Annotated in this window: 14 protein-coding genes and 4 tRNA genes; all 18 read right to left on the reverse strand. The window is 60.1% G+C overall.

Features of this window, described 5'->3' with window-relative positions:
• Positions 1-39: 39 nt before the first annotated feature.
• Positions 40-2,142 carry an elongation factor G gene (fusA, locus tag U5782_RS28310; RefSeq protein WP_322047173.1) on the reverse strand — a complete coding sequence of 701 codons (2,103 nt, stop codon included), beginning with the start codon at positions 2,140-2,142 and terminating at the stop codon, positions 40-42.
• Between the two features lie 149 nt (positions 2,143-2,291).
• The gene (gene rpsG, locus U5782_RS28315; protein ID WP_006053291.1) at positions 2,292-2,762 is read right to left on the reverse strand and encodes a 30S ribosomal protein S7; all 471 of its coding nucleotides are present in this window, start codon (positions 2,760-2,762) and stop codon (positions 2,292-2,294) included.
• 186 nt (positions 2,763-2,948) lie between these two features.
• The gene (gene rpsL, locus U5782_RS28320; protein ID WP_027821136.1) at positions 2,949-3,329 is read right to left on the reverse strand and encodes a 30S ribosomal protein S12; all 381 of its coding nucleotides are present in this window, start codon (positions 3,327-3,329) and stop codon (positions 2,949-2,951) included.
• 353 nt (positions 3,330-3,682) lie between these two features.
• Positions 3,683-5,530, reverse strand: a complete 1,848-nt coding sequence (recQ, locus tag U5782_RS28325) for a DNA helicase RecQ (RefSeq protein WP_322047174.1) — start codon at positions 5,528-5,530, stop codon at positions 3,683-3,685.
• A 225-nt stretch (positions 5,531-5,755) separates the two neighbouring features.
• Complete coding sequence (locus U5782_RS28330) at positions 5,756-6,082, reverse strand: hypothetical protein (protein ID WP_322047175.1); 327 nt, start codon at positions 6,080-6,082, stop codon at positions 5,756-5,758.
• Positions 6,083-6,377: 295 nt separating this feature from the next.
• Positions 6,378-10,637: a DNA-directed RNA polymerase subunit beta' gene (rpoC, locus tag U5782_RS28335; RefSeq protein WP_322047176.1), complete on the reverse strand. Its 4,260-nt coding sequence runs from the start codon at positions 10,635-10,637 to the stop codon at positions 6,378-6,380.
• Between the two features lie 21 nt (positions 10,638-10,658).
• Positions 10,659-14,765, reverse strand: coding sequence for a DNA-directed RNA polymerase subunit beta (rpoB, locus tag U5782_RS28340; RefSeq protein ID WP_322047177.1), 4,107 nt, complete (start codon positions 14,763-14,765; stop codon positions 10,659-10,661).
• Positions 14,766-15,135: 370 nt separating this feature from the next.
• Positions 15,136-15,510 (reverse strand): 50S ribosomal protein L7/L12, encoded by a 375-nt coding sequence (gene rplL / locus U5782_RS28345; protein WP_027821097.1) that lies wholly within the window; start codon positions 15,508-15,510, stop codon positions 15,136-15,138.
• Between the two features lie 78 nt (positions 15,511-15,588).
• Positions 15,589-16,086: a 50S ribosomal protein L10 gene (gene rplJ / locus U5782_RS28350; protein ID WP_322047186.1), complete on the reverse strand. Its 498-nt coding sequence runs from the start codon at positions 16,084-16,086 to the stop codon at positions 15,589-15,591.
• A gap of 319 nt (positions 16,087-16,405) precedes the next feature.
• Positions 16,406-17,101 (reverse strand): 50S ribosomal protein L1, encoded by a 696-nt coding sequence (gene rplA / locus U5782_RS28355; protein WP_322047178.1) that lies wholly within the window; start codon positions 17,099-17,101, stop codon positions 16,406-16,408.
• On the reverse strand, positions 17,102-17,533 hold the full coding sequence (gene rplK, locus U5782_RS28360) for a 50S ribosomal protein L11 (RefSeq protein WP_322047179.1): 432 nt from the start codon (positions 17,531-17,533) through the stop codon (positions 17,102-17,104).
• A gap of 183 nt (positions 17,534-17,716) precedes the next feature.
• The gene (nusG, locus tag U5782_RS28365; RefSeq protein WP_027821101.1) at positions 17,717-18,274 is read right to left on the reverse strand and encodes a transcription termination/antitermination protein NusG; all 558 of its coding nucleotides are present in this window, start codon (positions 18,272-18,274) and stop codon (positions 17,717-17,719) included.
• A 1-nt stretch (position 18,275) separates the two neighbouring features.
• On the reverse strand, positions 18,276-18,656 hold the full coding sequence (secE, locus tag U5782_RS28370) for a preprotein translocase subunit SecE (protein WP_322047180.1): 381 nt from the start codon (positions 18,654-18,656) through the stop codon (positions 18,276-18,278).
• Positions 18,657-18,694: 38 nt separating this feature from the next.
• Positions 18,695-18,770 (reverse strand) — tRNA-Trp (locus U5782_RS28375).
• Between the two features lie 68 nt (positions 18,771-18,838).
• Positions 18,839-20,029 carry an elongation factor Tu gene (tuf, locus tag U5782_RS28380; protein ID WP_175045554.1) on the reverse strand — a complete coding sequence of 397 codons (1,191 nt, stop codon included), beginning with the start codon at positions 20,027-20,029 and terminating at the stop codon, positions 18,839-18,841.
• A gap of 110 nt (positions 20,030-20,139) precedes the next feature.
• A tRNA-Thr gene (locus tag U5782_RS28385) sits at positions 20,140-20,214 on the reverse strand.
• A gap of 28 nt (positions 20,215-20,242) precedes the next feature.
• Positions 20,243-20,316, reverse strand: a tRNA-Gly gene (locus U5782_RS28390).
• 42 nt (positions 20,317-20,358) lie between these two features.
• Positions 20,359-20,444: transfer RNA gene (locus U5782_RS28395), tRNA-Tyr, on the reverse strand.
• Between the last annotated feature and the right edge of the window lie 134 nt (positions 20,445-20,578).

The raw sequence follows: 20,578 nt of genomic DNA on the forward strand, positions 1-20,578 counted from the left end.
CATGCCGGGCCCGCTGCGAGCGCAAAAGAGCGCCGATGCTTACTTCGCCTTCGCGCTAATGATCGCGTCGGCCACGTTACGCGGTGCTTCTGCGTAGTGCTTGAATTCCATCGTGTACGTTGCGCGGCCTTGCGACAGCGAGCGCAGCGACGTCGAGTAGCCGAACATTTCCGACAGCGGCACTTCGGCGCGAACGATCTTGCCGCCGCCAACCATGTCTTCCATGCCCTGGACGATACCGCGACGGCCCGACAGGTCGCCCATCACGTTGCCCATGTAGTCTTCCGGCGTTTCGACTTCGACGGCCATCATCGGTTCGAGGATGACCGGCTGAGCCTTGCGCATTGCTTCCTTGAACGCCATCGAGCCGGCCATGCGGAACGCATTTTCGTTCGAGTCAACGTCGTGGTACGAACCGAACGTCAGGTGAACCTTGACGTCGACGACCGGGAAGCCAGCCAGCACGCCGGCCTTCAGCGTTTCCTGGATACCCTTGTCGACCGCAGGGATGAATTCACGCGGAATCACACCACCCTTGATCTCGTCCAGGAACTCGTAGCCCTTGCCTTGCTCGTTCGGCTCAAGCGTAATGACAGCGTGACCGAACTGGCCGCGACCGCCCGACTGCTTGACGAACTTGCCTTCGACGTCCTTCGCCGTTGCGCGAATCGTTTCGCGGTATGCAACCTGCGGCTTGCCGACGGTTGCTTCCACGTTGAATTCACGCTTCATGCGGTCGACCAGAATTTCGAGGTGGAGCTCGCCCATACCCGAAATGATGGTCTGGCCCGATTCCTCGTCCGTCTGGACGCGGAACGACGGATCTTCCTGTGCCAGGCGGTTCAGGGCGAGGCCCATCTTTTCCTGGTCAGCCTTGGTCTTCGGCTCGACTGCCTGCGAAATCACCGGCTCCGGGAAAATCATGCGTTCCAGGATGATCGGGTTCGCCGGGTCGCACAGCGTGTCGCCCGTGGTCGCTTCCTTCAGGCCGACCGCAGCAGCGATGTCGCCTGCGCGAACTTCCTTGATTTCTTCACGGTTGTTCGCGTGCATCTGCAGAATACGGCCGAGGCGTTCCTTCTTGCCCTTGGTCGAGTTCAGCACGGTGTCGCCCGAGTTGACGATGCCCGAGTACGCGCGGAAGAAGATCAGCTGGCCGACGAACGGGTCGGTCATGATCTTGAACGCGAGTGCCGAGAACTTCTCGTCGTCGGCTGCGCGGCGCTCTGCCTTGTCACCGTTTTCGAGTTCACCCGTGACCGGGGGAATGTCCACCGGCGACGGCAGGAAGTCGATCACGGCGTCGAGCATACGCTGCACGCCCTTGTTCTTGAACGCGGTACCGCACAGCATCGGCTGGATTTCGCAAGCGATGGTCCGGTCGCGGATCGCCTTGACGATTTCCGCTTCGCTCAGCTCTTCGCCGCCGAGGTACTTTTCCATCAGCTCTTCGCTGGCTTCAGCAGCCGACTCGATCATCTTTTCGCGCCATTCGTTGCACGAGTCAACGAGTTCAGCGGGGATGTCGACGTAGTCGAACTTCGTGCCTTGGGACGCTTCGTCCCAAATGATCGCCTTCATCTTCAGGAGGTCGACGACGCCCTTGAAGTTTTCTTCGGCGCCGATCGGCACCACGACCGGAACCGGGTTCGCCTTCAGGCGGTTCTTCAGCTGGTCGTAGACCTTGAAGAAGTTCGCGCCGGTACGGTCCATCTTGTTGACGAACGCGAGACGGGGAACCTTGTACTTGTTCGCCTGACGCCACACGGTTTCCGACTGGGGCTGAACGCCGCCCACTGCGCAGTAGACCATGCATGCGCCGTCGAGCACGCGCATCGAGCGCTCAACTTCAATCGTGAAGTCGACGTGGCCCGGGGTGTCGATGATGTTGATGCGGTGTTCGGGGTAGTTGCCACCCATGCCCTTCCAGAAGGCGGTCGTAGCAGCGGAGGTAATCGTGATGCCACGCTCCTGCTCCTGCTCCATCCAGTCCATGGTCGCGGCGCCGTCGTGAACTTCACCAATCTTGTGGTTCACGCCGGTGTAAAACAGAATGCGCTCGGTCGTCGTCGTCTTGCCGGCGTCGATGTGAGCGCTAATACCGATGTTGCGGTAGCGCTCGATAGGAGTCTTGCGAGCCACTTTGATCCTCTATGGGGAGGTGCGCGCCGGGATCTGACCTGACCGATTCGATCCCAACACGCCTGAACACAAACGGGCGAGGCGCTGAATTAGCGCACCCGCCCGGAATCTTTTCCGCCTTTTGAGCAAACCCCAGAAGGGGTTTTCTCTTAGAAGCGGAAGTGCGAGAACGCCTTGTTCGCTTCTGCCATCCGGTGAACTTCGTCGCGCTTCTTCATCGCGCCGCCACGGCCTTCGGCCGCTTCGGAGAGTTCACCTGCCAGACGCAGAGCCATCGACTTCTCGCTGCGCTTCTTCGCGGCTTCACGCAGCCAACGCATCGCCAATGCCATACGACGCGACGGGCGCACTTCGACCGGAACCTGATAGTTCGCACCACCAACGCGGCGGCTCTTCACTTCCACCACCGGCTTCACGTTGTTGAGCGCAACAGTGAACACTTCCAGCGGGTCCTTGCCACCCTTGGTCTGGATCTGTTCAAAAGCGCCGTACACGATACGCTCGGCAACCGACTTCTTGCCGGAGAGCATCAGCACGTTCATGAACTTGGCTACATCAACGTTACCGAACTTCGGATCCGGCAACACTTCCCGCTTGGGGACTTCGCGACGACGCGGCATGTTTCTTCCTTTAACTTTTCAGTTGAAGCGCAGGATATTCCCGACGCTCCGCGGCCACCAACTAACCCGATTCATCTATTACGACTTACCAGCCTGGTCGGGTGACCACTTACTCGACAGCACCAGACAACCCGGCACCTGTCGCTTTTATCGCCAGCGCTCAAGAGCGCAGACGACGCTCGACTCTTACTTCGCAGCCTTGGCGCGCTTTGCACCGTACTTCGAACGAGCCTGCTTACGATCCTTGACGCCCTGGGTATCCAGCGAGCCGCGAACCATGTGGTAACGCACACCCGGCAAGTCCTTAACACGGCCGCCGCGGATCAGCACAACCGAGTGTTCCTGCAGGTTGTGGCCTTCACCACCGATGTACGAAATGACTTCGAAGCCGTTCGTCAGACGAACCTTGGCAACTTTACGGAGTGCCGAGTTCGGCTTCTTCGGCGTCGTCGTGTACACGCGCGTGCACACGCCGCGACGCTGGGGGCAGTCCTGCAGGGCCGGCGACTTGCTCTTCGTAACTTCCGAAGTGCGGCCTTTGCGAACCAGTTGATTGATGGTTGGCATTGTTTATTCCTGAAATTGAACAAAATCGACGCATTTATTTCCGGGCAAAGCGGAAAACCACGCATCTAAACTCTTACGAGCACCCCGGCCCCTGAGAATCACGCTACACCTGCATCGAATTAGTCAAACTAACTGACGCGCGCAGCTATCCCAAGAACCGGAACCCAGCATGATATTCCGAAAATACCAAGCGAGTCAACGGGTTGCGGCATTTCGGACGACGGAGAATATGACGAACACGTGACGGTGCGCCCGCATTAAAAGCGCGGCTCACCGTTAATGGTCACGCTCAATGAGCGCGCAGCAACGAAGGAGTCCGGCTGTGATCGCTTCGGTCGCGCCTCAGCCGCGCGTCAATCGTCGCCGACGACTTCGACCAGTTCCTCGCCGAAACGCTCGAGCTTGCGCGCGCCGATTCCCGGAATATCGCGCAGCTCATCGACGGATTCCGGGCCATTGCGCGCAATTTCCGCCAGCGTGGCGTCGTGGAAAATGACGTAGGCCGGCACGCCCTCGCTCTTCGCTGTTTCCGTGCGCCACAGTCGCAGACGTTCCCAGCGCGCGCGCTGGCGTGGGCTCATGCCGAGGGTCGGATCGGCGCGTTCGCTCGTGCGGCTAGACGATGCGCGCGTGCGCGTCGGCTTCACGTAGCGGCGCATCGTGACTTTCTGCTCGCCTTTGAGCACGGACTTGCTGGCTTCCGTGAGTACGAGCGAGCCGAAGCCATCGTGATCGACGGCGAGATAGCCGAACGCCACCAGCTGCCGGAAAATCGCGCGCCACTCGGGCTCCGAAAGCGCGGCACCGATGCCGAACGTGGAAATCTTCTCGTGCCCGCGCTGCAGGATCTTCTCGTTGCGATTGCCGCGCAGGATGTCGATCAGGTGGCCGGCGCCGAAGTTAAAGCCGCTTGCGCGTTGCGCACGGAACACGCACGACAGCGCCATTTGCGCTTCACGCGTGGCATCCCAGGTCGCGGGCGGTTCGATGCACGTATCGCAGTTGCCGCAGGGCTGACTCTCCTCGCCGAAATACGCGAGCAGGCGCACACGCCGGCAGGTGGCCGTCTCGCACAAGCCAAGCAGCGCGTCGAGCTTGCCGGTCTGCACGCGCTTGTGCTGCTCGTCGGCATCGGACTCGTCGATCATCTTGCGCTGCTGCACCACGTCGCCCAGACCGTAGGCCATCCACGCATTGGCCGCCAGCCCGTCACGCCCCGCGCGGCCGGTTTCCTGGTAGTAGCCTTCGACGCTCTTGGGCAAATCCAGATGCGCGACGAAGCGCACGTCCGGTTTGTCGATGCCCATGCCGAACGCAATGGTCGCGCACATCACCACGCCTTCCTCGCGCTGGAACATCTCCTGGTGCTTCTGGCGCACCTCGAATTCCATGCCCGCGTGATACGGCAGCGCGCGCACGCCCTGCCCCTTCAGCCACTCCGCGGTCTCTTCGACCTTGCGGCGCGAGAGGCAATAGACCACACCCGCGTCGGTCGTGCCGTCGGCGCGCGTGTGCTCCGCGCGGATGAAATCGAGCAGTTGCGTGCGCGCATTGTCCTTTTCGACAATCCGATAGCGGATGTTCGGCCGGTCGAAACTCGACACGAAGATGCGCGCGTCGTCGAGTGCGAGCCGGTGCACGATCTCGTCGCGCGTGATGGCGTCGGCGGTCGCCGTGAGCGCGATGCGCGGCACGTCGGGGAAGCGTTCGTGTAGCACCGAAAGCTTGATGTACTCCGGTCGGAAATCGTGCCCCCATTGCGAGACGCAGTGCGCTTCGTCGATCGCGAACAGGCCGATGCGGGTGCGCTCGAGCAACTCGAGAAAGCGCGAGGTCATCAGGCGCTCGGGGGCCACGTAGAGCAGATCGAGGTCGCCTTCACGCAGCGCGCGTTCGGTGGCCGCGGCTTCGGCGCCGCTCAGGGTCGAGTTGAGATACGCGGCTCGCACGCCCACCTCGGTAAGCGCGGCCACCTGGTCCTGCATCAACGCGATGAGCGGCGAAACCACGATGCCCGCCCCCTGACCGGCCTCATGGCGAACGAGCGCCGGAATCTGGTAGCAGAGCGATTTGCCGCCGCCGGTGGGCATGAGCACCAGCGAGTCGCCGCCGCCAGCGACGTGTTCGACGATCTCGCCTTGCTGCCCTCGAAAAGCGGGATAACCGAAGACTTCGTTGAGGATTTCGAGGGAACGGGACATGAAGGCGGCGGCTGAATGATGCGGAGGCAGAGGACCGGATTTTACCAACCCGGATGCCCCCTGACTGCCGGCGCCGCGAAGATTGGCCATTCGGCCTGGTAAAACGGGGGAAAACGAGGAATGACGTGCGCAGAACGCGCACGCCTTATGTGCCGATCAGAGGATGAAGCGGCGCAGCGCGATCAGGCTGCGCTCACTGGATGCTCAGGCGGGCTCAGGTAAAGCTCAAGCCGCGCGCTCGCGCGCCACCTTCAGCGCGCCGAAGATCGTCACGATGCCCGCGACAAACGAGACGACCACGAGCAGGCCGAACGGCAAAAGCACGGCACTGCCAACCATGAACACGAGCGAGCCGAGCGTGAGCAGCAATGCGCCCATCTTCGCCTTGCGCGCCAGTTGCATGATGTAGCCGATGATCAGGAATGCCCACAAAACAAGGAATATCGCGAAAAACGAGGCGGCCTGTTCCTTGCCGACGTGGTGCAGCAGATGCGAAAAGTTGGCGACGCATGCCACCAGATTCAGGATGAGACCGATCCCGACGAACCACATGATTACCGCCTCCAGATTCAAATAAATGCCAACTGCACGGCAGTACGAAACGACGTACGCAATCGGACTTGGCGCGCTACGTTAGCACGCGGCGCCGCGGCGCGCAGCGACCACGCCAGGCCTGCGGCGCGAGGTCGCACGCACGAGCCGCGTCGACGCACGACATGCGCAGAACACCTAAACGAACGTCTGAAACGAATAGCCCAATAAAAAAGCCGTCTGGCGTGAACCAGACGGCTTTGTGTCGCACTGTCGATGCGAGCGCTGCGACAGGCGGCTTACGCCGCCTGCTGCTTTACTCGTCCGTCGTGTGCGGCTGTTGCGGCACTTCGGCAGCCGGGGTTTCCGGCGTTTCCGGCGTACCGAACTCGAACGCTTCTTCCGCTGCGATCTGGTCGAAACGCTCGCGATCCGACGATTCCTTCGCACGGCGCGCCTTGTGGAAGGCGAGACCCGTACCAGCCGGAATCAGACGGCCGACGATGACGTTTTCCTTCAGGCCACGCAGATCGTCGCGCTTGCCCATGATCGCCGCTTCGGTCAGCACGCGGGTCGTTTCCTGGAACGATGCCGCCGAGATGAACGAGTCGGTCGAGAGCGATGCCTTCGTGATACCGAGCAGCACGTTCTCGTACGTTGCCGGACGCTTGTCTTCCGCGTTCATCTTGTCGTTTTCGTCGAGCATGTCCGAACGCTCGACTTGTTCGCCAGGGATGAAACGCGTGTCGCCGTTGTCGGTGATCTGAACACGACGGAGCATCTGACGCACGATTACTTCGATGTGCTTGTCGTTGATCTTCACGCCTTGCAGACGGTACACGTCCTGCACTTCGTCCACGATGTAACGCGCAAGCGCTTCGATACCCTGCAGACGCAGGATGTCGTGCGGATCGGCCGGGCCGTCCACGATCATTTCGCCCTTGTTGACGACCTGTGCATCGTGAACCAGAACCTGCTTTTCCTTCGCGATCAGGAACTCGTGCTGATTGCCTTCGAGGTCCGTGATAACGAGACGCTGCTTGCCCTTCGTGTCCTTACCGAACGACGTCGTACCCGTGACTTCCGCCAGGATACCTGCGTCCTTCGGCGAACGTGCTTCGAACAGTTCCGCCACACGCGGCAGACCACCGGTAATGTCACGCGTCTTCTGTGCTTCGGTCGGGATACGTGCGAGCACTTCACCGACTTGCACTTGCTGACCGTCCTTCACCGTGATCAGTGCGCCGACCTGGAAGCCGATCTGCACCGAATGCTCGGTGTTCGGGATCTTGACTTCGTCGCCGTTCGCGTCGAGCAGCTTGACCTGCGGACGCACGCTCTTCGAAGCCTGCGAACCACGGCGCTTCACGTCGATCACGACGAGGGTCGACAGACCCGTCACATCGTCGATCTGCTTGGCAACCGTCACGCCTTCTTCGACGTTTTCGAACTTCACCGTACCACCGTACTCGGTGATGATCGGACGCGTCAGCGGATCCCACGTAGCGAGCTGCGTGCCGGCCTTGATCACGTCGCCGTCGAGTTGCAGCAGCGTCGCGCCGTACGGCACCTTGTGACGCTCGCGCTCGCGGCCGTGATCGTCGGCAATGATGGCTTCGCCCGAACGCGAGATGACGATCTGCTCGCCCTTCGCATTCGTGACGTAACGCATCGTCGCCGTGAAGCGGACCGTACCGTTCGACTTCGCTTCGACCGACGAAGCCACTGCTGCACGCGATGCCGCACCACCGATGTGGAACGTACGCATCGTGAGCTGCGTGCCCGGTTCGCCGATCGACTGTGCTGCGATCACGCCCACTGCTTCGCCGACGTTCACGCGCGAGCCACGACCCAGGTCGCGGCCGTAGCACGATGCGCACAGGCCGTAACGCGTTTCGCAGGTCAGCGGCGTGCGCACGCGCACTTCGTCGATGCCGAGGCTTTCGATCGTTTCGACAGCGTCTTCGTCGAGCAGGTCGCCCGAAGCGTAGATCGTTTCCTGGGTTTCAGGATTGACGACGTCCGCCACCGCAACGCGGCCGAGAATACGGTCGCGCAGCGCTTCGACGACTTCACCGCCTTCCACGAGGGCCTTCATCGCGACGCCGTTCGTCGTGCCGCAATCTTCCTCGACGACCACGAGATCCTGCGTCACGTCGACGAGACGACGCGTCAGGTAACCCGAGTTCGCGGTCTTCAGTGCCGTATCAGCCAGACCCTTACGTGCACCGTGGGTCGAGATGAAGTACTGCAACACGTTCAGACCTTCGCGGAAGTTCGCGGTAATCGGCGTTTCGATAATCGAGCCGTCCGGCTTCGCCATCAGGCCGCGCATACCCGCCAGCTGGCGAATCTGGGTTGCGGAACCCCGCGCGCCCGAGTCGGCCATCATGTAGATCGAGTTGAACGATTCCTGACGCGTTTCCTTGCCGTCACGGTCGATAACCGGTTCCGTCGCGAGCTGCTCCATCATCGCCTTGCCGACCGCTTCCGACGTGTTCGACCAGATGTCGACCACGTTGTTGTAGCGTTCCTGCGCGGTGACGAGACCCGACATGTACTGACGGTCGTATTCCTTCACCTTCTTCGCGGCTTCGCCGACGATGGTTTCCTTCTGCGGCGGCACGAGCATGTCGTCCACGCAGATCGAAATACCGGCGCGCGTTGCCAGGCGGAAACCCGACTGCATCAGCTGGTCAGCGAAAATCACCGTCTCACGCAGACCGCACTTGCGGAACGCGGTGTTGATCAGACGCGAGATTTCCTTCTTCTTCAGCGGCTTGTTCAGCACCGAGAACGGCAGGCCCGGCGGCAGAATTTCCGACAGGATCGAACGACCGACCGTGGTCGCGTACAGCGTGATCTTCGGCACGAATGCCGGTGCGCCTTCCGACTTGTCCTCGTTGTGGACCATTTCGGTAATACGCACGTTCACACGCGAGGCCAGTTCGACTTCCTTGTTCTCGTACGCGCGCAGCACTTCCGACACGCCCGTGAACGTCAGACCTTCGCCCTTGCCATTGATCGCTTCACGCGTGGCGTAGTACAGGCCCAGCACAATATCCTGCGACGGCACGATCGACGGATCGCCGTTGGCCGGGAACAGGACGTTGTTCGACGCGAGCATGAGCGTACGCGCTTCCATCTGCGCTTCGAGCGACAGCGGAACGTGAACAGCCATCTGGTCACCGTCGAAGTCGGCGTTGAACGCCGCGCAAACGAGCGGGTGCAGCTGGATAGCCTTACCTTCGATCAGCACCGGCTCGAAAGCCTGAATGCCAAGACGGTGCAGCGTAGGCGCACGGTTGAGCATGACCGGATGTTCGCGGATCACCTCTTCCAGGATGTCCCACACCACCGCCGTCTGGTTCTCGACTTCCTTCTTCGCAGCCTTGATGGTCGTCGCGACGCCCATCGTTTCCAGCTTGTTGAAGATGAACGGCTTGAACAGTTCGAGCGCCATCAGCTTCGGCAGACCGCACTGGTGAAGCTTGAGCGTCGGACCCACCACGATGACCGAACGGCCCGAGTAGTCCACGCGCTTACCCAGCAGGTTCTGACGGAAACGACCGCCCTTACCCTTGATCATGTCGGCGAGCGACTTCAGCGGACGCTTGTTGGCGCCCGTCATCGCCTTGCCGCGACGGCCGTTGTCGAGCAGCGAGTCAACCGCTTCCTGGAGCATCCGCTTTTCGTTGCGGACGATGATCTCCGGCGCCTTCAGCTCGAGCAGACGCTTCAGACGGTTGTTACGGTTGATGACGCGGCGATACAGATCGTTCAGGTCCGAAGTCGCGAAGCGGCCACCGTCCAGCGGCACGAGCGGACGCAGTTCGGGCGGCAGCACCGGCAGCACTTCGAGCACCATCCATTCGGGCTTGATGCCCGAACGCTGGAAGGCCTCGAGCACCTTCAGGCGCTTCGCGTACTTCTTGATCTTCGCTTCCGAGCCGGTGTTCTTGAGCTCGGTGCGCAGCGTCTCGACCTGTTCGTCGATGTTGATCGCGCGCAGGAGTTCACGCACGCCTTCCGCGCCCATTTCAGCGCGGAATTCGTCACCGTACTCTTCGACCTTATTGTAGTAATCCTCTTCGGTCATGATCTGACGCGCCTTCAGCGGCGTCATGCCCGGTTCGATCACCACGTACGCTTCGAAGTACAGCACGCGTTCGATGTCGCGCAGCGTCATGTCGAGCACCATGCCCAGACGCGACGGCAGCGACTTCAGGAACCAGATGTGCGCGACCGGCGAGGCCAGTTCGATGTGGCCCATGCGTTCGCGACGCACCTTCGCCAGCGTGACTTCAACGCCGCACTTCTCGCAGATCACGCCACGGTGCTTCAGGCGCTTGTACTTGCCGCACAGGCACTCGTAGTCCTTGATCGGCCCGAAGATCTTCGCGCAGAACAGACCATCGCGTTCCGGCTTGAACGTACGGTAGTTGATGGTCTCCGGCTTCTTCACTTCGCCGAACGACCACGAGCGGATCTTGTCCGGCGAGGCCAGACCGATCTTGATCGCGTCAAAAACTTCTTCTTGTTGGACTTGCTTGAATAGATCGAGCAGAGCTTTCATTGCCTTCTCTCCGTAGTCCGATTAGTTGCGGTCGAGGTCGATGTCGATACCGAGCGAGCGGATTTCCTTCACCAGCACGTTGAAGGATTCCGGCATGCCCGCATCGATCACGTGGTCGCCCTTGACGAGGTTCTCATACACCTTCGTCCGGCCCGTCACGTCATCGGACTTCACCGTCAACATTTCCTGCAGCACGTACGAAGCGCCATACGCTTCGAGCGCCCACACTTCCATTTCACCGAAGCGCTGGCCACCGAACTGCGCCTTACCACCCAGCGGCTGCTGCGTGACGAGCGAGTACGGACCCGTCGAACGCGCGTGCATCTTGTCGTCGACCAGGTGGTGCAGCTTCAGGTAGTGCATGTAACCCACGGTCACCGTGCGCTCGAACATCTCGCCCGTGCGGCCGTCATACAGACGCACCTGGTTCTTCGACGGCGTCATGCCGAGGTTCTGTGCGATGTCGTCCGGGAATGCCAGATCGAGCATCTTGCCCATTTCCTCTTCGGTCGCACCGTCGAACACCGGCGTCGCAAACGGCACGCCCTCGCGCAGATTGCGCGCGAGTTCGAAGATGTCGTCGTCGCTGAAGCTGTCGAGGTCTTCCTTGTGGCCCGACTCGTTGTAGATCTTCGTGAGGAACTCACGCAGTTCTGCAATCTTCGTCTGACGCGCAAGCATCTCGCCAATACGCCAGCCCAGACCCTTGGCGGCCCAGCCCAGGTGCACTTCGAGAACCTGACCCACGTTCATCCGCGACGGAACGCCCAGCGGGTTCAGCACGACGTCTGCCGGACGGCCATCGGCCATGTACGGCATGTCTTCGATCGGAACGATCTTCGACACGACACCCTTGTTACCGTGACGGCCTGCCATCTTGTCGCCAGGCTGCAGACGGCGCTTCACTGCCAGGTAGACCTTGACCATCTTCAGCACGCCCGGCGGCAGTTCGTCGCCTTGCGTGAGCTTCTTGCGCTTCTCTTCGAACGCCAGATCGAACTGGTGACGCTTTTCTTCGATCGAGTTCTTGATGGCTTCGAGCTGCGCCGCTGCTTCTTCGTCCGCGAGGCGGATGTCGAACCAGTGGTAGTGGTCCAGATCGCTCAGGTAAGCCTGGTCGATCTTCGTGCCCTTCGCGAGCTTCTTCGGACCGCCGTTCGCGACCTTGCCTTCGAGCATACGTGCGAGACGCTGGAACGCGTCGCCTTCCACGATGCGCAGCTGGTCGTTCAGGTCGAGGCGATAGCGCTTCAGTTCATCGTCGATGATCTGTTGTGCACGCTTGTCGCGCGTAATGCCTTCACGCGTGAATACTTGCACGTCGATGACCGTGCCGCTCATGCCCGACGGCACGCGCAGCGACGTATCCTTCACGTCCGAAGCCTTCTCGCCGAAGATCGCGCGCAGCAGCTTTTCTTCCGGCGTGAGCTGGGTTTCGCCCTTCGGCGTGACCTTGCCCACCAGCACGTCGCCAGCTTCGACCTCCGCGCCGATGTACACGATGCCCGACTCGTCGAGACGGCCAAGCTGTACTTCCGCGAGGTTCGAAATGTCGCGCGTGATTTCTTCCGGTCCGAGCTTCGTGTCGCGTGCCACGACATTCAGTTCTTCGATGTGGATCGACGTGTAACGGTCGTCCGCAACCACCTTCTCCGAGATCAGGATCGAATCTTCGAAGTTGTAGCCGTTCCACGGCATGAACGCGATCAGCATGTTCTGGCCGAGCGCGAGCTCACCCAGATCGGTCGATGCGCCGTCAGCCAGCACGTCGCCGCGCGCAACCTTGTCGCCCATCTTCACGATCGGACGCTGGTTGATGTTCGTGTTCTGGTTCGAACGCGTGTACTTGATCAGGTTGTAGATGTCGACGCCAACCTCACCAGCCACCGCTTCGTCGTCGTTCACACGAATCACGATACGGCCTGCGTCGACGTAGTCGACCACACCGCCACGCAGTGCCTGAACCGTCGTGCCCGAGTCGACCGCAACGGTACGCTCGATGCCCGTACCGACGACCGGCTTTTCCGGACGCAGACACGGCACAGCCTGACGCTGCATGTTCGAGCCCATCAATGCGCGGTTCGCGTCATCGTGCTCGAGGAACGGAATCAGCGAAGCTGCAACCGAGACGATCTGCGACGGCGCCACGTCCATGTACTGGATGCGGTCCGGCGTGACCATCAGCGTTTCGCCCGCTTCACGCGACGAGACGAGTTCGTCGGTCAGCGTGCCGTCGTCGGCCACTGCCGCGTTCGCCTGAGCGATCACGTAACGGCCTTCTTCGATCGCCGAGAGGTAATCGATCTGGTCGGTCACCTTGCTGTCCACGACCTTACGGTACGGCGTTTCGAGGAAGCCGTATTCGTTCAGGTGCGCGTACAGAGCGAGCGAGTTGATCAGACCAATGTTCGGACCTTCCGGCGTCTCAATCGGACACACGCGGCCGTAGTGGGTCGGGTGCACGTCGCGGACTTCAAAGCCAGCGCGCTCGCGCGTCAGACCGCCCGGGCCAAGTGCCGAAACACGGCGCTTGTGGGTGATTTCCGACAGCGGGTTGGTCTGGTCCATGAACTGCGACAGCTGCGACGAACCGAAGAACTCGCGAATCGCCGACGAAATCGGCTTCGAGTTGATCAGGTCGTGCGGCATCAGGTTTTCGCTTTCGGCCTGGCCGAGGCGTTCCTTGACTGCACGTTCGACACGCACGAGACCTGCGCGGAATTGATTTTCCGCGAGTTCGCCCACGCAACGCACGCGACGATTGCCCAAGTGGTCGATGTCGTCCACTTCGCCCTTGCCGTTGCGCAGCTCGACGAGGATCTTGATGGTCGCGAGGATGTCGTCGTCCTGCAGCGTCATCGGGCCGACGATTTCGTCACGGCCGACGCGGCGATTGAACTTCATACGACCCACCTTCGAGAGGTCGTACGCTTCTTCGCTGTAGAACAGACGGTTGAACAGTGCCTCGACCGCTTCTTCGGTCGGCGGCTCGCCCGGACGCATCATGCGGTAGATCGCGATGCGTGCGGCCATCTTGTCGACGGTTTCGTCGATACGCAGCGTCGACGAGATGTAAGGACCTTGATCCAGATCGTTCGTATAGAGCGTCTGGATGTCCTTGATCTTCGCCTCACGCAGCTTGTCGAGCACGCCTTCGGTGACTTCGTCGTTCGCGTTCGCGATCACTTCGCCCGTATCACCATCGACGACGTTCTTCGCGAGAACGCGGCCGAGCAGATAATCTTCGGGGACCGAAATGTAGGTAGTCTTCGCGCTTTCGAGGTCGCGGATGTGCTTGGCGTTGATCCGCTTGTCCTTCTGGACAATGACCTTGCCATCGCGATCGCTGATGTCGAAACGCGCGACTTCGCCACGCAGACGCTCCGGCACGAACTCCATCTGCGCGCCTTCCGGCATCAGCGTGAAGTTGTCGAACACGAAGAAGTTCGCGAGGATCTGTTCCGGCGTGAGGCCGATGGCCTTCAGCAGGATCGTGACCGGCATCTTGCGGCGACGGTCGACGCGGAAGTACAGCACGTCCTTCGGGTCGAACTCGAAGTCGAGCCACGAACCGCGGTAAGGAATGATACGTGCCGAGAACAGCAGCTTGCCCGAGCTATGCGTCTTGCCCTTGTCGTGTTCGAAGAACACGCCAGGCGAGCGGTGCAGCTGCGAGACGATGACACGTTCCGTGCCGTTAATGACGAAGGAACCCGTCGGCGTCATGAGCGGAATTTCGCCCATGTACACTTCCTGTTCCTTCACTTCCTTCACGACCGGCTTGCTCGGCGATTCCTTGTCGAGCAGGACGAGACGGACCTTGGCACGCAGAGCCGAACAGTACGTCAGACCGCGTTGCTGGCATTCCTTGATGTTGAATGCCGGCGACGACAGCATGTAGCTGACGAACTCTAGACGAGCAAAGCCGTTATGGGAAACAATAGGAAAAACAGACGTGAACGCAGCTTGCAGACCTTCCGGTTTGCGCTGCGCCGAAGCCACTTCCGCTTGCAGGAAGGTGCTGAATGATTCAAGCTGGGTTGCCAGCAGGAAAGGAACTTGGTGAACGATGGGGCGTTTCGCGAAACTCTTGCGAATACGCTTCTTCTCGGTGAAGGAATATTGCATACGATCTCCGAATCACGGCGGGTAGGACGACCCGAGTGTTCACCGACTGAGACCCGATGGCTGCGCGAGCCCTGGAAGCTTGGTGGTTGGCCTCTACCAACCGCTGGCTGACGGCAGCGGATACCGGCTTGTCATAACTTGCCCGCTGCCCGACCAAACTTGCCTTCTGCAGTCGCTTCAGAAGACAAAGAGAAGCGTCGTGCGCACAGGCGGTCCAAATCACACCCTGCGTAAGACGTTTTTCTTTGGCTTCTGGGTCCCGCATCCCGCCTCCGATCTTCAACAAATCGAACACAAAAACGCAGAACCCACAAAGCACAAAAAGGCCGGCGGTGTAAAAACCGCCAGCCTTCGCACAGCGCGCTGAAACTTACTTGATTTCAGCCTTCGCGCCGGCTTCTTCCAGCTTCTTCTTCGCTTCTTCAGCAGCAGCCTTGGGCACAGCTTCCTTAACAGGCTTCGGTGCACCGTCAACCAGGTCCTTCGCTTCCTTCAGGCCGAGACCCGTCAGTTCGCGAACAGCCTTAATGACCGAAACCTTGTTTGCGCCTGCTTCGAGCAGGTTGACCGTGAATTCGGTCTGCTCTTCAGCAGCAGCAGCTGCGCCGCCGCCTGCCGGGCCAGCGACTGCCACAGCAGCTGCCGACACGCCAAACTTCTCTTCGAATGCCTTGACCAGTTCGTTCAGTTCGAGAACCGACATCGAGCCAACGGCTTCGAGGATGTCTTCTTTTGCGATTGCCATTTGAAATTACTCCAGATTTGAATTCGGAAACAGCTAGCGATCTTTCTCGCTCGCTCTTGCTCGTTCGTCTGCCTGAAATCAGGCAGCTTCTGCTTGCTTCTTCTCCGCCAGCGCGGCGAGAGCACGCGCGAAGCCGGAAACAGGAGCTTGCATAACGAACAGCAGCTTCGAGAGCAGTTCTTCGCGGCTCGGGATGCTGGCCAACGCTTGCACGCCTGCCTTGTCCATCACCTTGCCTTCGTAGGAACCAGCCTTGATGACCAACTTGTCATTGCTCTTTGCGAAGTCGTTGACGACCTTCGCAGCAGCAATTGCATCTTCCGAGATGCCGTAGATCAGGGGGCCAGTCATCTGCTCTGCCAGCGGAGCAAACGGGGTACCTTCGACGGCGCGACGCGCCAGCGTGTTCTTCAACACGCGCAGGTACACCTGCTGCTCACGCGCTTGCGCGCGCAGCTTGGTCAGATCGCCAACCGCGATTCCACGATACTCGGCCAACACGACGGTCTGAGCCTTCGCGACTTGCGCGGAGACTTCAGCCACGACGGCCTGCTTACCTTCTTTGTTCAGTGGCACGGTTAACCTCCAGATTCGACACACTTCGCTTTCGCTCATGTGCCGCGTTCAACAACGGCGACCGACCAGTCCGGAGTAAATCAGCTTGCATTGTCAGGCGTTGCCGCCTGCTTTGCTCACATCAACACTTCAAAACTTTTTCGGGTTCGCCATCTGCGTTGGCTTTGCATTAAGGATGCGCCCAACTGCTGCACGTCCGCCAACGGTCTTTGACAACCGGTTGCGCGATGCGGTACTTGCCACCGCACAACCGCCCAAAGCCCTTTAAATCCGCGCTGCCGCCCTTGCGGGCCTCAACGCGGCAAAACAGTTACGACGCTTACGCTGCCAGCGACGATTGGTCGACGCGAACGCCAACACCCATCGTGCTCGAGACAGCGACCTTGCGCAGGTACACGCCCTTGCTCGTTGCCGGCTTGGCCTTGGTCAGCGCTTCGAGGAGCGCATCCAGGTTGCTGCGCAGCGCGGTCGATTCGAACGATGCACGGCCGATGGTCGCGTGGATGATACCGGCCTTGTCGACACGGAATTGCACCTGACCAGCCTTCGCGTTCTTGACCGCGGTCGCCACGTCCGGCGTCACGGTGCCGACCTTCGGGTTCGGCATCAGGCCGCGCGGGCCGAGGATCTGACCGAGCGTACCGACGACGCGCATCGTGTCCGGCGAAGCGATCACGATGTCGAAGTTCAGGTTGCCGCCCTTGATCTGTTCTGCCAGATCTTCCATACCGACGATTTCTGCGCCAGCTGCCTTGGCTTGCTCAGCCTTTTCGCCTTGGGCGAACACAGCAACGCGAACCGACTTACCCGTACCTGCCGGCAGAACGACCGAACCACGAACGACCTGGTCCGACTTCTTTGCATCGATGCCGAGCTGGACCGAGACGTCGATCGACTCGTCGAACTTCGCCGTGGCGCATTCCTTCACGAGCGACAGTGCGTCGGCGATCGGGTATTGCTTCTGACGGTCGATCTTGGCAGCCAGTGCCTTTTGACGCTTGGAAACCTTAGCCATTTACACGCCCTCCACGGTGATGCCCATCGAGCGGGCGCTACCAGCGATCGTGCGGACCGCTGCGTCCATATCGGCTGCCGTAAGGTCCGGCATCTTGGTCTTGGCGATTTCTTCAGCTTGAGCGCGCGTGATCGAAGCGACCTTGTCGGTGTGCGGCTTGGCCGAACCCTTGTCGATCTTCGCTGCCTTCTTGATCAGGATCGTAGCCGGCGGCGTCTTCAGAATGAACGTGAAGCTCTTGTCCGCGAAAGCCGTGATCACGACCGGCGTGGGCAGACCCGGTTCCATCGCTTGAGTCCGCGCGTTGAACGCCTTGCAGAACTCCATGATGTTCAGGCCGCGTTGACCCAGTGCGGGGCCGACCGGCGGCGACGGATTGGCTTTACCTGCAGGAATCTGCAGCTTGATAAAGCCGATGATTTTCTTTGCCATGTTGAAAACCTCATTGGAACGCGTGAGCGTTCAGGTGAGTGGTAGCGCGCTCTCGCACAATCTTCGCTGTACCAACAAACTGCTACAGCCGATTGCGCTACTGGCGCTCCTCTACGGTCATGACGCGGACCGTAAGCGCGGAAAAACGGACCGCACCCGAAAGTGCGATCCGTCGTATTCGATTTACAGCTTTTCGACCTGGCCGAATTCGAGTTCGACTGGCGTAGCGCGACCAAAAATGGTGACGGAGACCCGGACGCGCGACTTTTCGTAGTTGACTTCTTCGACGCTGCCGTTGAAATCCGTGAACGGGCCTTCTTTTACCCGGACCATCTCGCCGACTTCGAACAGGGTCTTGGGGCGCGGCTTCTCAACGCCTTCCTGCATCTGCGACATGATCTTTTCGACTTCGCGCGGCGAAATCGGGCTTGGGCGGTTGCGTGCTCCGCCGACGAAACCGGTTACCTTGGCCGTGTTCTTCACGAGGTGCCACGTTTCGTCCGTCATTTCCATCTCGACCAGGACATAGCCTGGGAAGAAACGACGCTCAGTCACTGATTTGTGACCGCCTTTCACTTCGACTACTTCTTCAGTCGGCACAAGAATCTGGCCAAACTTGTCTTGCATGCCGGCACGATCGATGCGCTCTTGAAGCGCACGTTGCACGCTCTTCTCCATGCCGGAGTAGGCGTGCACCACATACCAACGTTTTCCGCTCGGGGATGCCGGTGTATCGCTCATATCATTTCCAACCCAGAATCGCCGAGAAAATCACCCATTCGATGGATTTATCGCAAACCCACAGAATGATGGCCATTACCAGCACAAAACCGAAGACCACCAGCGTCGTTTGCGTAGCCTCTTTGCGAGTCGGCCAGACGACCTTGCGAACTTCCTTGTACGAGTCTTTGGCAAACGCGATGAAGCTCTTGCCGGGCGCCGAAAGAAGACCGACTACCACCCCCGCGATGACGCCAACTGCAAGCGCTGCACCGCGGACATACCACTCCTGGCTACCGAGCCAGTAGAACCCTACGAACCCGGCCACAACCAACAATACACCCGCTACAAGCATCAGCTTGTCGCTGGAAGTATTAACAGTTTCGACGGAAGGATTCGCCATAACACCTTAAAGAACAACGCGCCTGAGGCGCGGAGAGTTGGCAGGGGCAGAGGGAATCGAACCCCCAACCTTCGGTTTTGGAGACCGACGCTCTGCCAGTTGAGCTATACCCCTAAACCATTTTGGGGTGATGGTCACACCACCCCGAAACCACTTAGTCGATCACCGAGACTGGCAAAAACTTACTCGATGACCTTTGCAACGACACCAGCACCGACGGTACGGCCACCTTCGCGGATTGCGAAGCGCAGACCTTCTTCCATCGCGATCGGAGCGATCAGCTTCACCGTGATCGACACGTTGTCGCCCGGCATGACCATTTCCTTGTCCTTCGGCAGCTCGATCGAGCCCGTCACGTCCGTCGTACGGAAGTAGAACTGCGGACGGTAGTTGTTGAAGAACGGCGTGTGACGGCCGCCTTCGTCCTTGCTCAGCACGTACACTTCAGCCGTGAAGTGCGTGTGCGGCGTGATCGAACCCGGCTTTGCCAGAACCTGGCCGCGCTCGACGTCTTCACGCTTCGTGCCGCGCAGCAGGATACCGACGTTGTCGCCTGCCTGACCTTGGTCGAGCAGCTTGCGGAACATTTCCACGCCCGTGCAGGTCGTCTTCACCGTCGGCTTGATACCGACGATTTCGATTTCTTCGCCGACCTTGACGATGCCGCGTTCGATACGGCCCGTCACCACCGTGCCACGACCCGAGATCGAGAACACGTCTTCAACCGGCATCAGGAAGGCGCCGTCAACTGCGCGCTCCGGCGTCGGGATGTACGTGTCGAGTGCGTCGGCCAGGCTCATGATCGCCACTTCGCCCAGCTCGCCCGTGTCGCCTTCCAGCGCCAGCTTGGCCGAACCCTTGACGATCGGGGTGTCGTCGCCCGGGAAGTCGTACTTCGACAGAAGTTCGCGCACTTCCATTTCGACCAGCTCGAGCAGCTCGGCGTCGTCGACCATGTCGCACTTGTTCAGGAAGACGATGATGTACGGAACGCCAACCTGACGCGCCAGCAGGATGTGCTCACGCGTTTGCGGCATCGGGCCGTCAGCAGCCGAGCAAACCAGGATCGCGCCGTCCATCTGTGCCGCGCCCGTGATCATGTTCTTCACATAGTCAGCGTGGCCCGGGCAGTCGACGTGTGCGTAGTGGCGGTTAGCCGTTTCGTACTCGACGTGCGCGGTGTTGATCGTGATGCCGCGCGCCTTTTCTTCCGGTGCTGCGTCGATCTGGTCGTAAGCCTTGGCTTCGCCGCCAAACTTCTTGGTCAGAACCGTCGTGATTGCTGCCGTCAGCGTGGTCTTGCCGTGGTCAACGTGACCGATCGTGCCCACGTTCACGTGCGGCTTGGTCCGCTCAAACTTACCCTTGGCCATTTTCGACTCCTAAGAGGATTTTTCCGTACGTTGCGCGGGGCGCGCAAACAATCACTATTGCTGCACTGCCTGCTCGATGCGAGGCCCCTGAAGGCCTGCTAGATACTGACTGGTGCCCATGGGCAGGATCGAACTGCCGACCTCTCCCTTACCAAGGGAGTGCTCTACCACTGAGCCACATGGGCACTGACTGCTGCTTTACAACGGTTTCGCTGGAGCGGGTGAAGGGAATCGAACCCTCGTCGTAAGCTTGGAAGGCTTCTGCTCTACCATTGAGCTACACCCGCAAGGACTGCCGATTCCCGACACACTTAACTTCAGCTGAATTCTGGTGGAGGAGGTTGGATTCGAACCAACGTAGGCGTAAGCCAACAGATTTACAGTCTGCCCCCTTTAGCCACTCGGGCACCCCTCCGTAGAGAACTGATGATTGTAGGTTAAGTTCCGATCAGTGTCAAGCACTTTGTTCGGCACCGAAACTACAACGCTCTCACTTATAGGGAGAGCGGAAAAGCAAAAACCCCGGCTTTTTAGGGCCGGGGTTTCGCA

Origin of the sequence: Paraburkholderia sp. J67, from assembly GCF_905220265.1 — a bacterium.
In the GTDB taxonomy this organism is placed as follows: domain Bacteria; phylum Pseudomonadota; class Gammaproteobacteria; order Burkholderiales; family Burkholderiaceae; genus Paraburkholderia.

What these genes read in the sequence shown, in the direction of transcription:
- rpsG (WP_006053291.1), bottom strand. Translation starts at nt 2,762, where the DNA reads ATGCCGCGTCGTCGCGAAGTCCCCAAGCGGGAAGTGTTGCCGGATCCG.
- rpsL (WP_027821136.1), bottom strand. Translation starts at nt 3,329, where the DNA reads ATGCCAACCATCAATCAACTGGTTCGCAAAGGCCGCACTTCGGAAGTT.
- recQ (WP_322047174.1), bottom strand. Translation starts at nt 5,530, where the DNA reads ATGTCCCGTTCCCTCGAAATCCTCAACGAAGTCTTCGGTTATCCCGCT.
- U5782_RS28330 (WP_322047175.1), bottom strand. Translation starts at nt 6,082, where the DNA reads ATGTGGTTCGTCGGGATCGGTCTCATCCTGAATCTGGTGGCATGCGTC.
- rpoC (WP_322047176.1), bottom strand. Translation starts at nt 10,637, where the DNA reads ATGAAAGCTCTGCTCGATCTATTCAAGCAAGTCCAACAAGAAGAAGTT.
- rpoB (WP_322047177.1), bottom strand. Translation starts at nt 14,765, where the DNA reads ATGCAATATTCCTTCACCGAGAAGAAGCGTATTCGCAAGAGTTTCGCG.
- rplL (WP_027821097.1), bottom strand. Translation starts at nt 15,510, where the DNA reads ATGGCAATCGCAAAAGAAGACATCCTCGAAGCCGTTGGCTCGATGTCG.
- rplA (WP_322047178.1), bottom strand. Translation starts at nt 17,101, where the DNA reads ATGGCTAAGGTTTCCAAGCGTCAAAAGGCACTGGCTGCCAAGATCGAC.
- rplK (WP_322047179.1), bottom strand. Translation starts at nt 17,533, where the DNA reads ATGGCAAAGAAAATCATCGGCTTTATCAAGCTGCAGATTCCTGCAGGT.
- nusG (WP_027821101.1), bottom strand. Translation starts at nt 18,274, where the DNA reads ATGAGCGATACACCGGCATCCCCGAGCGGAAAACGTTGGTATGTGGTG.
- secE (WP_322047180.1), bottom strand. Translation starts at nt 18,656, where the DNA reads ATGGCGAATCCTTCCGTCGAAACTGTTAATACTTCCAGCGACAAGCTG.
- tuf (WP_175045554.1), bottom strand. Translation starts at nt 20,029, where the DNA reads ATGGCCAAGGGTAAGTTTGAGCGGACCAAGCCGCACGTGAACGTGGGC.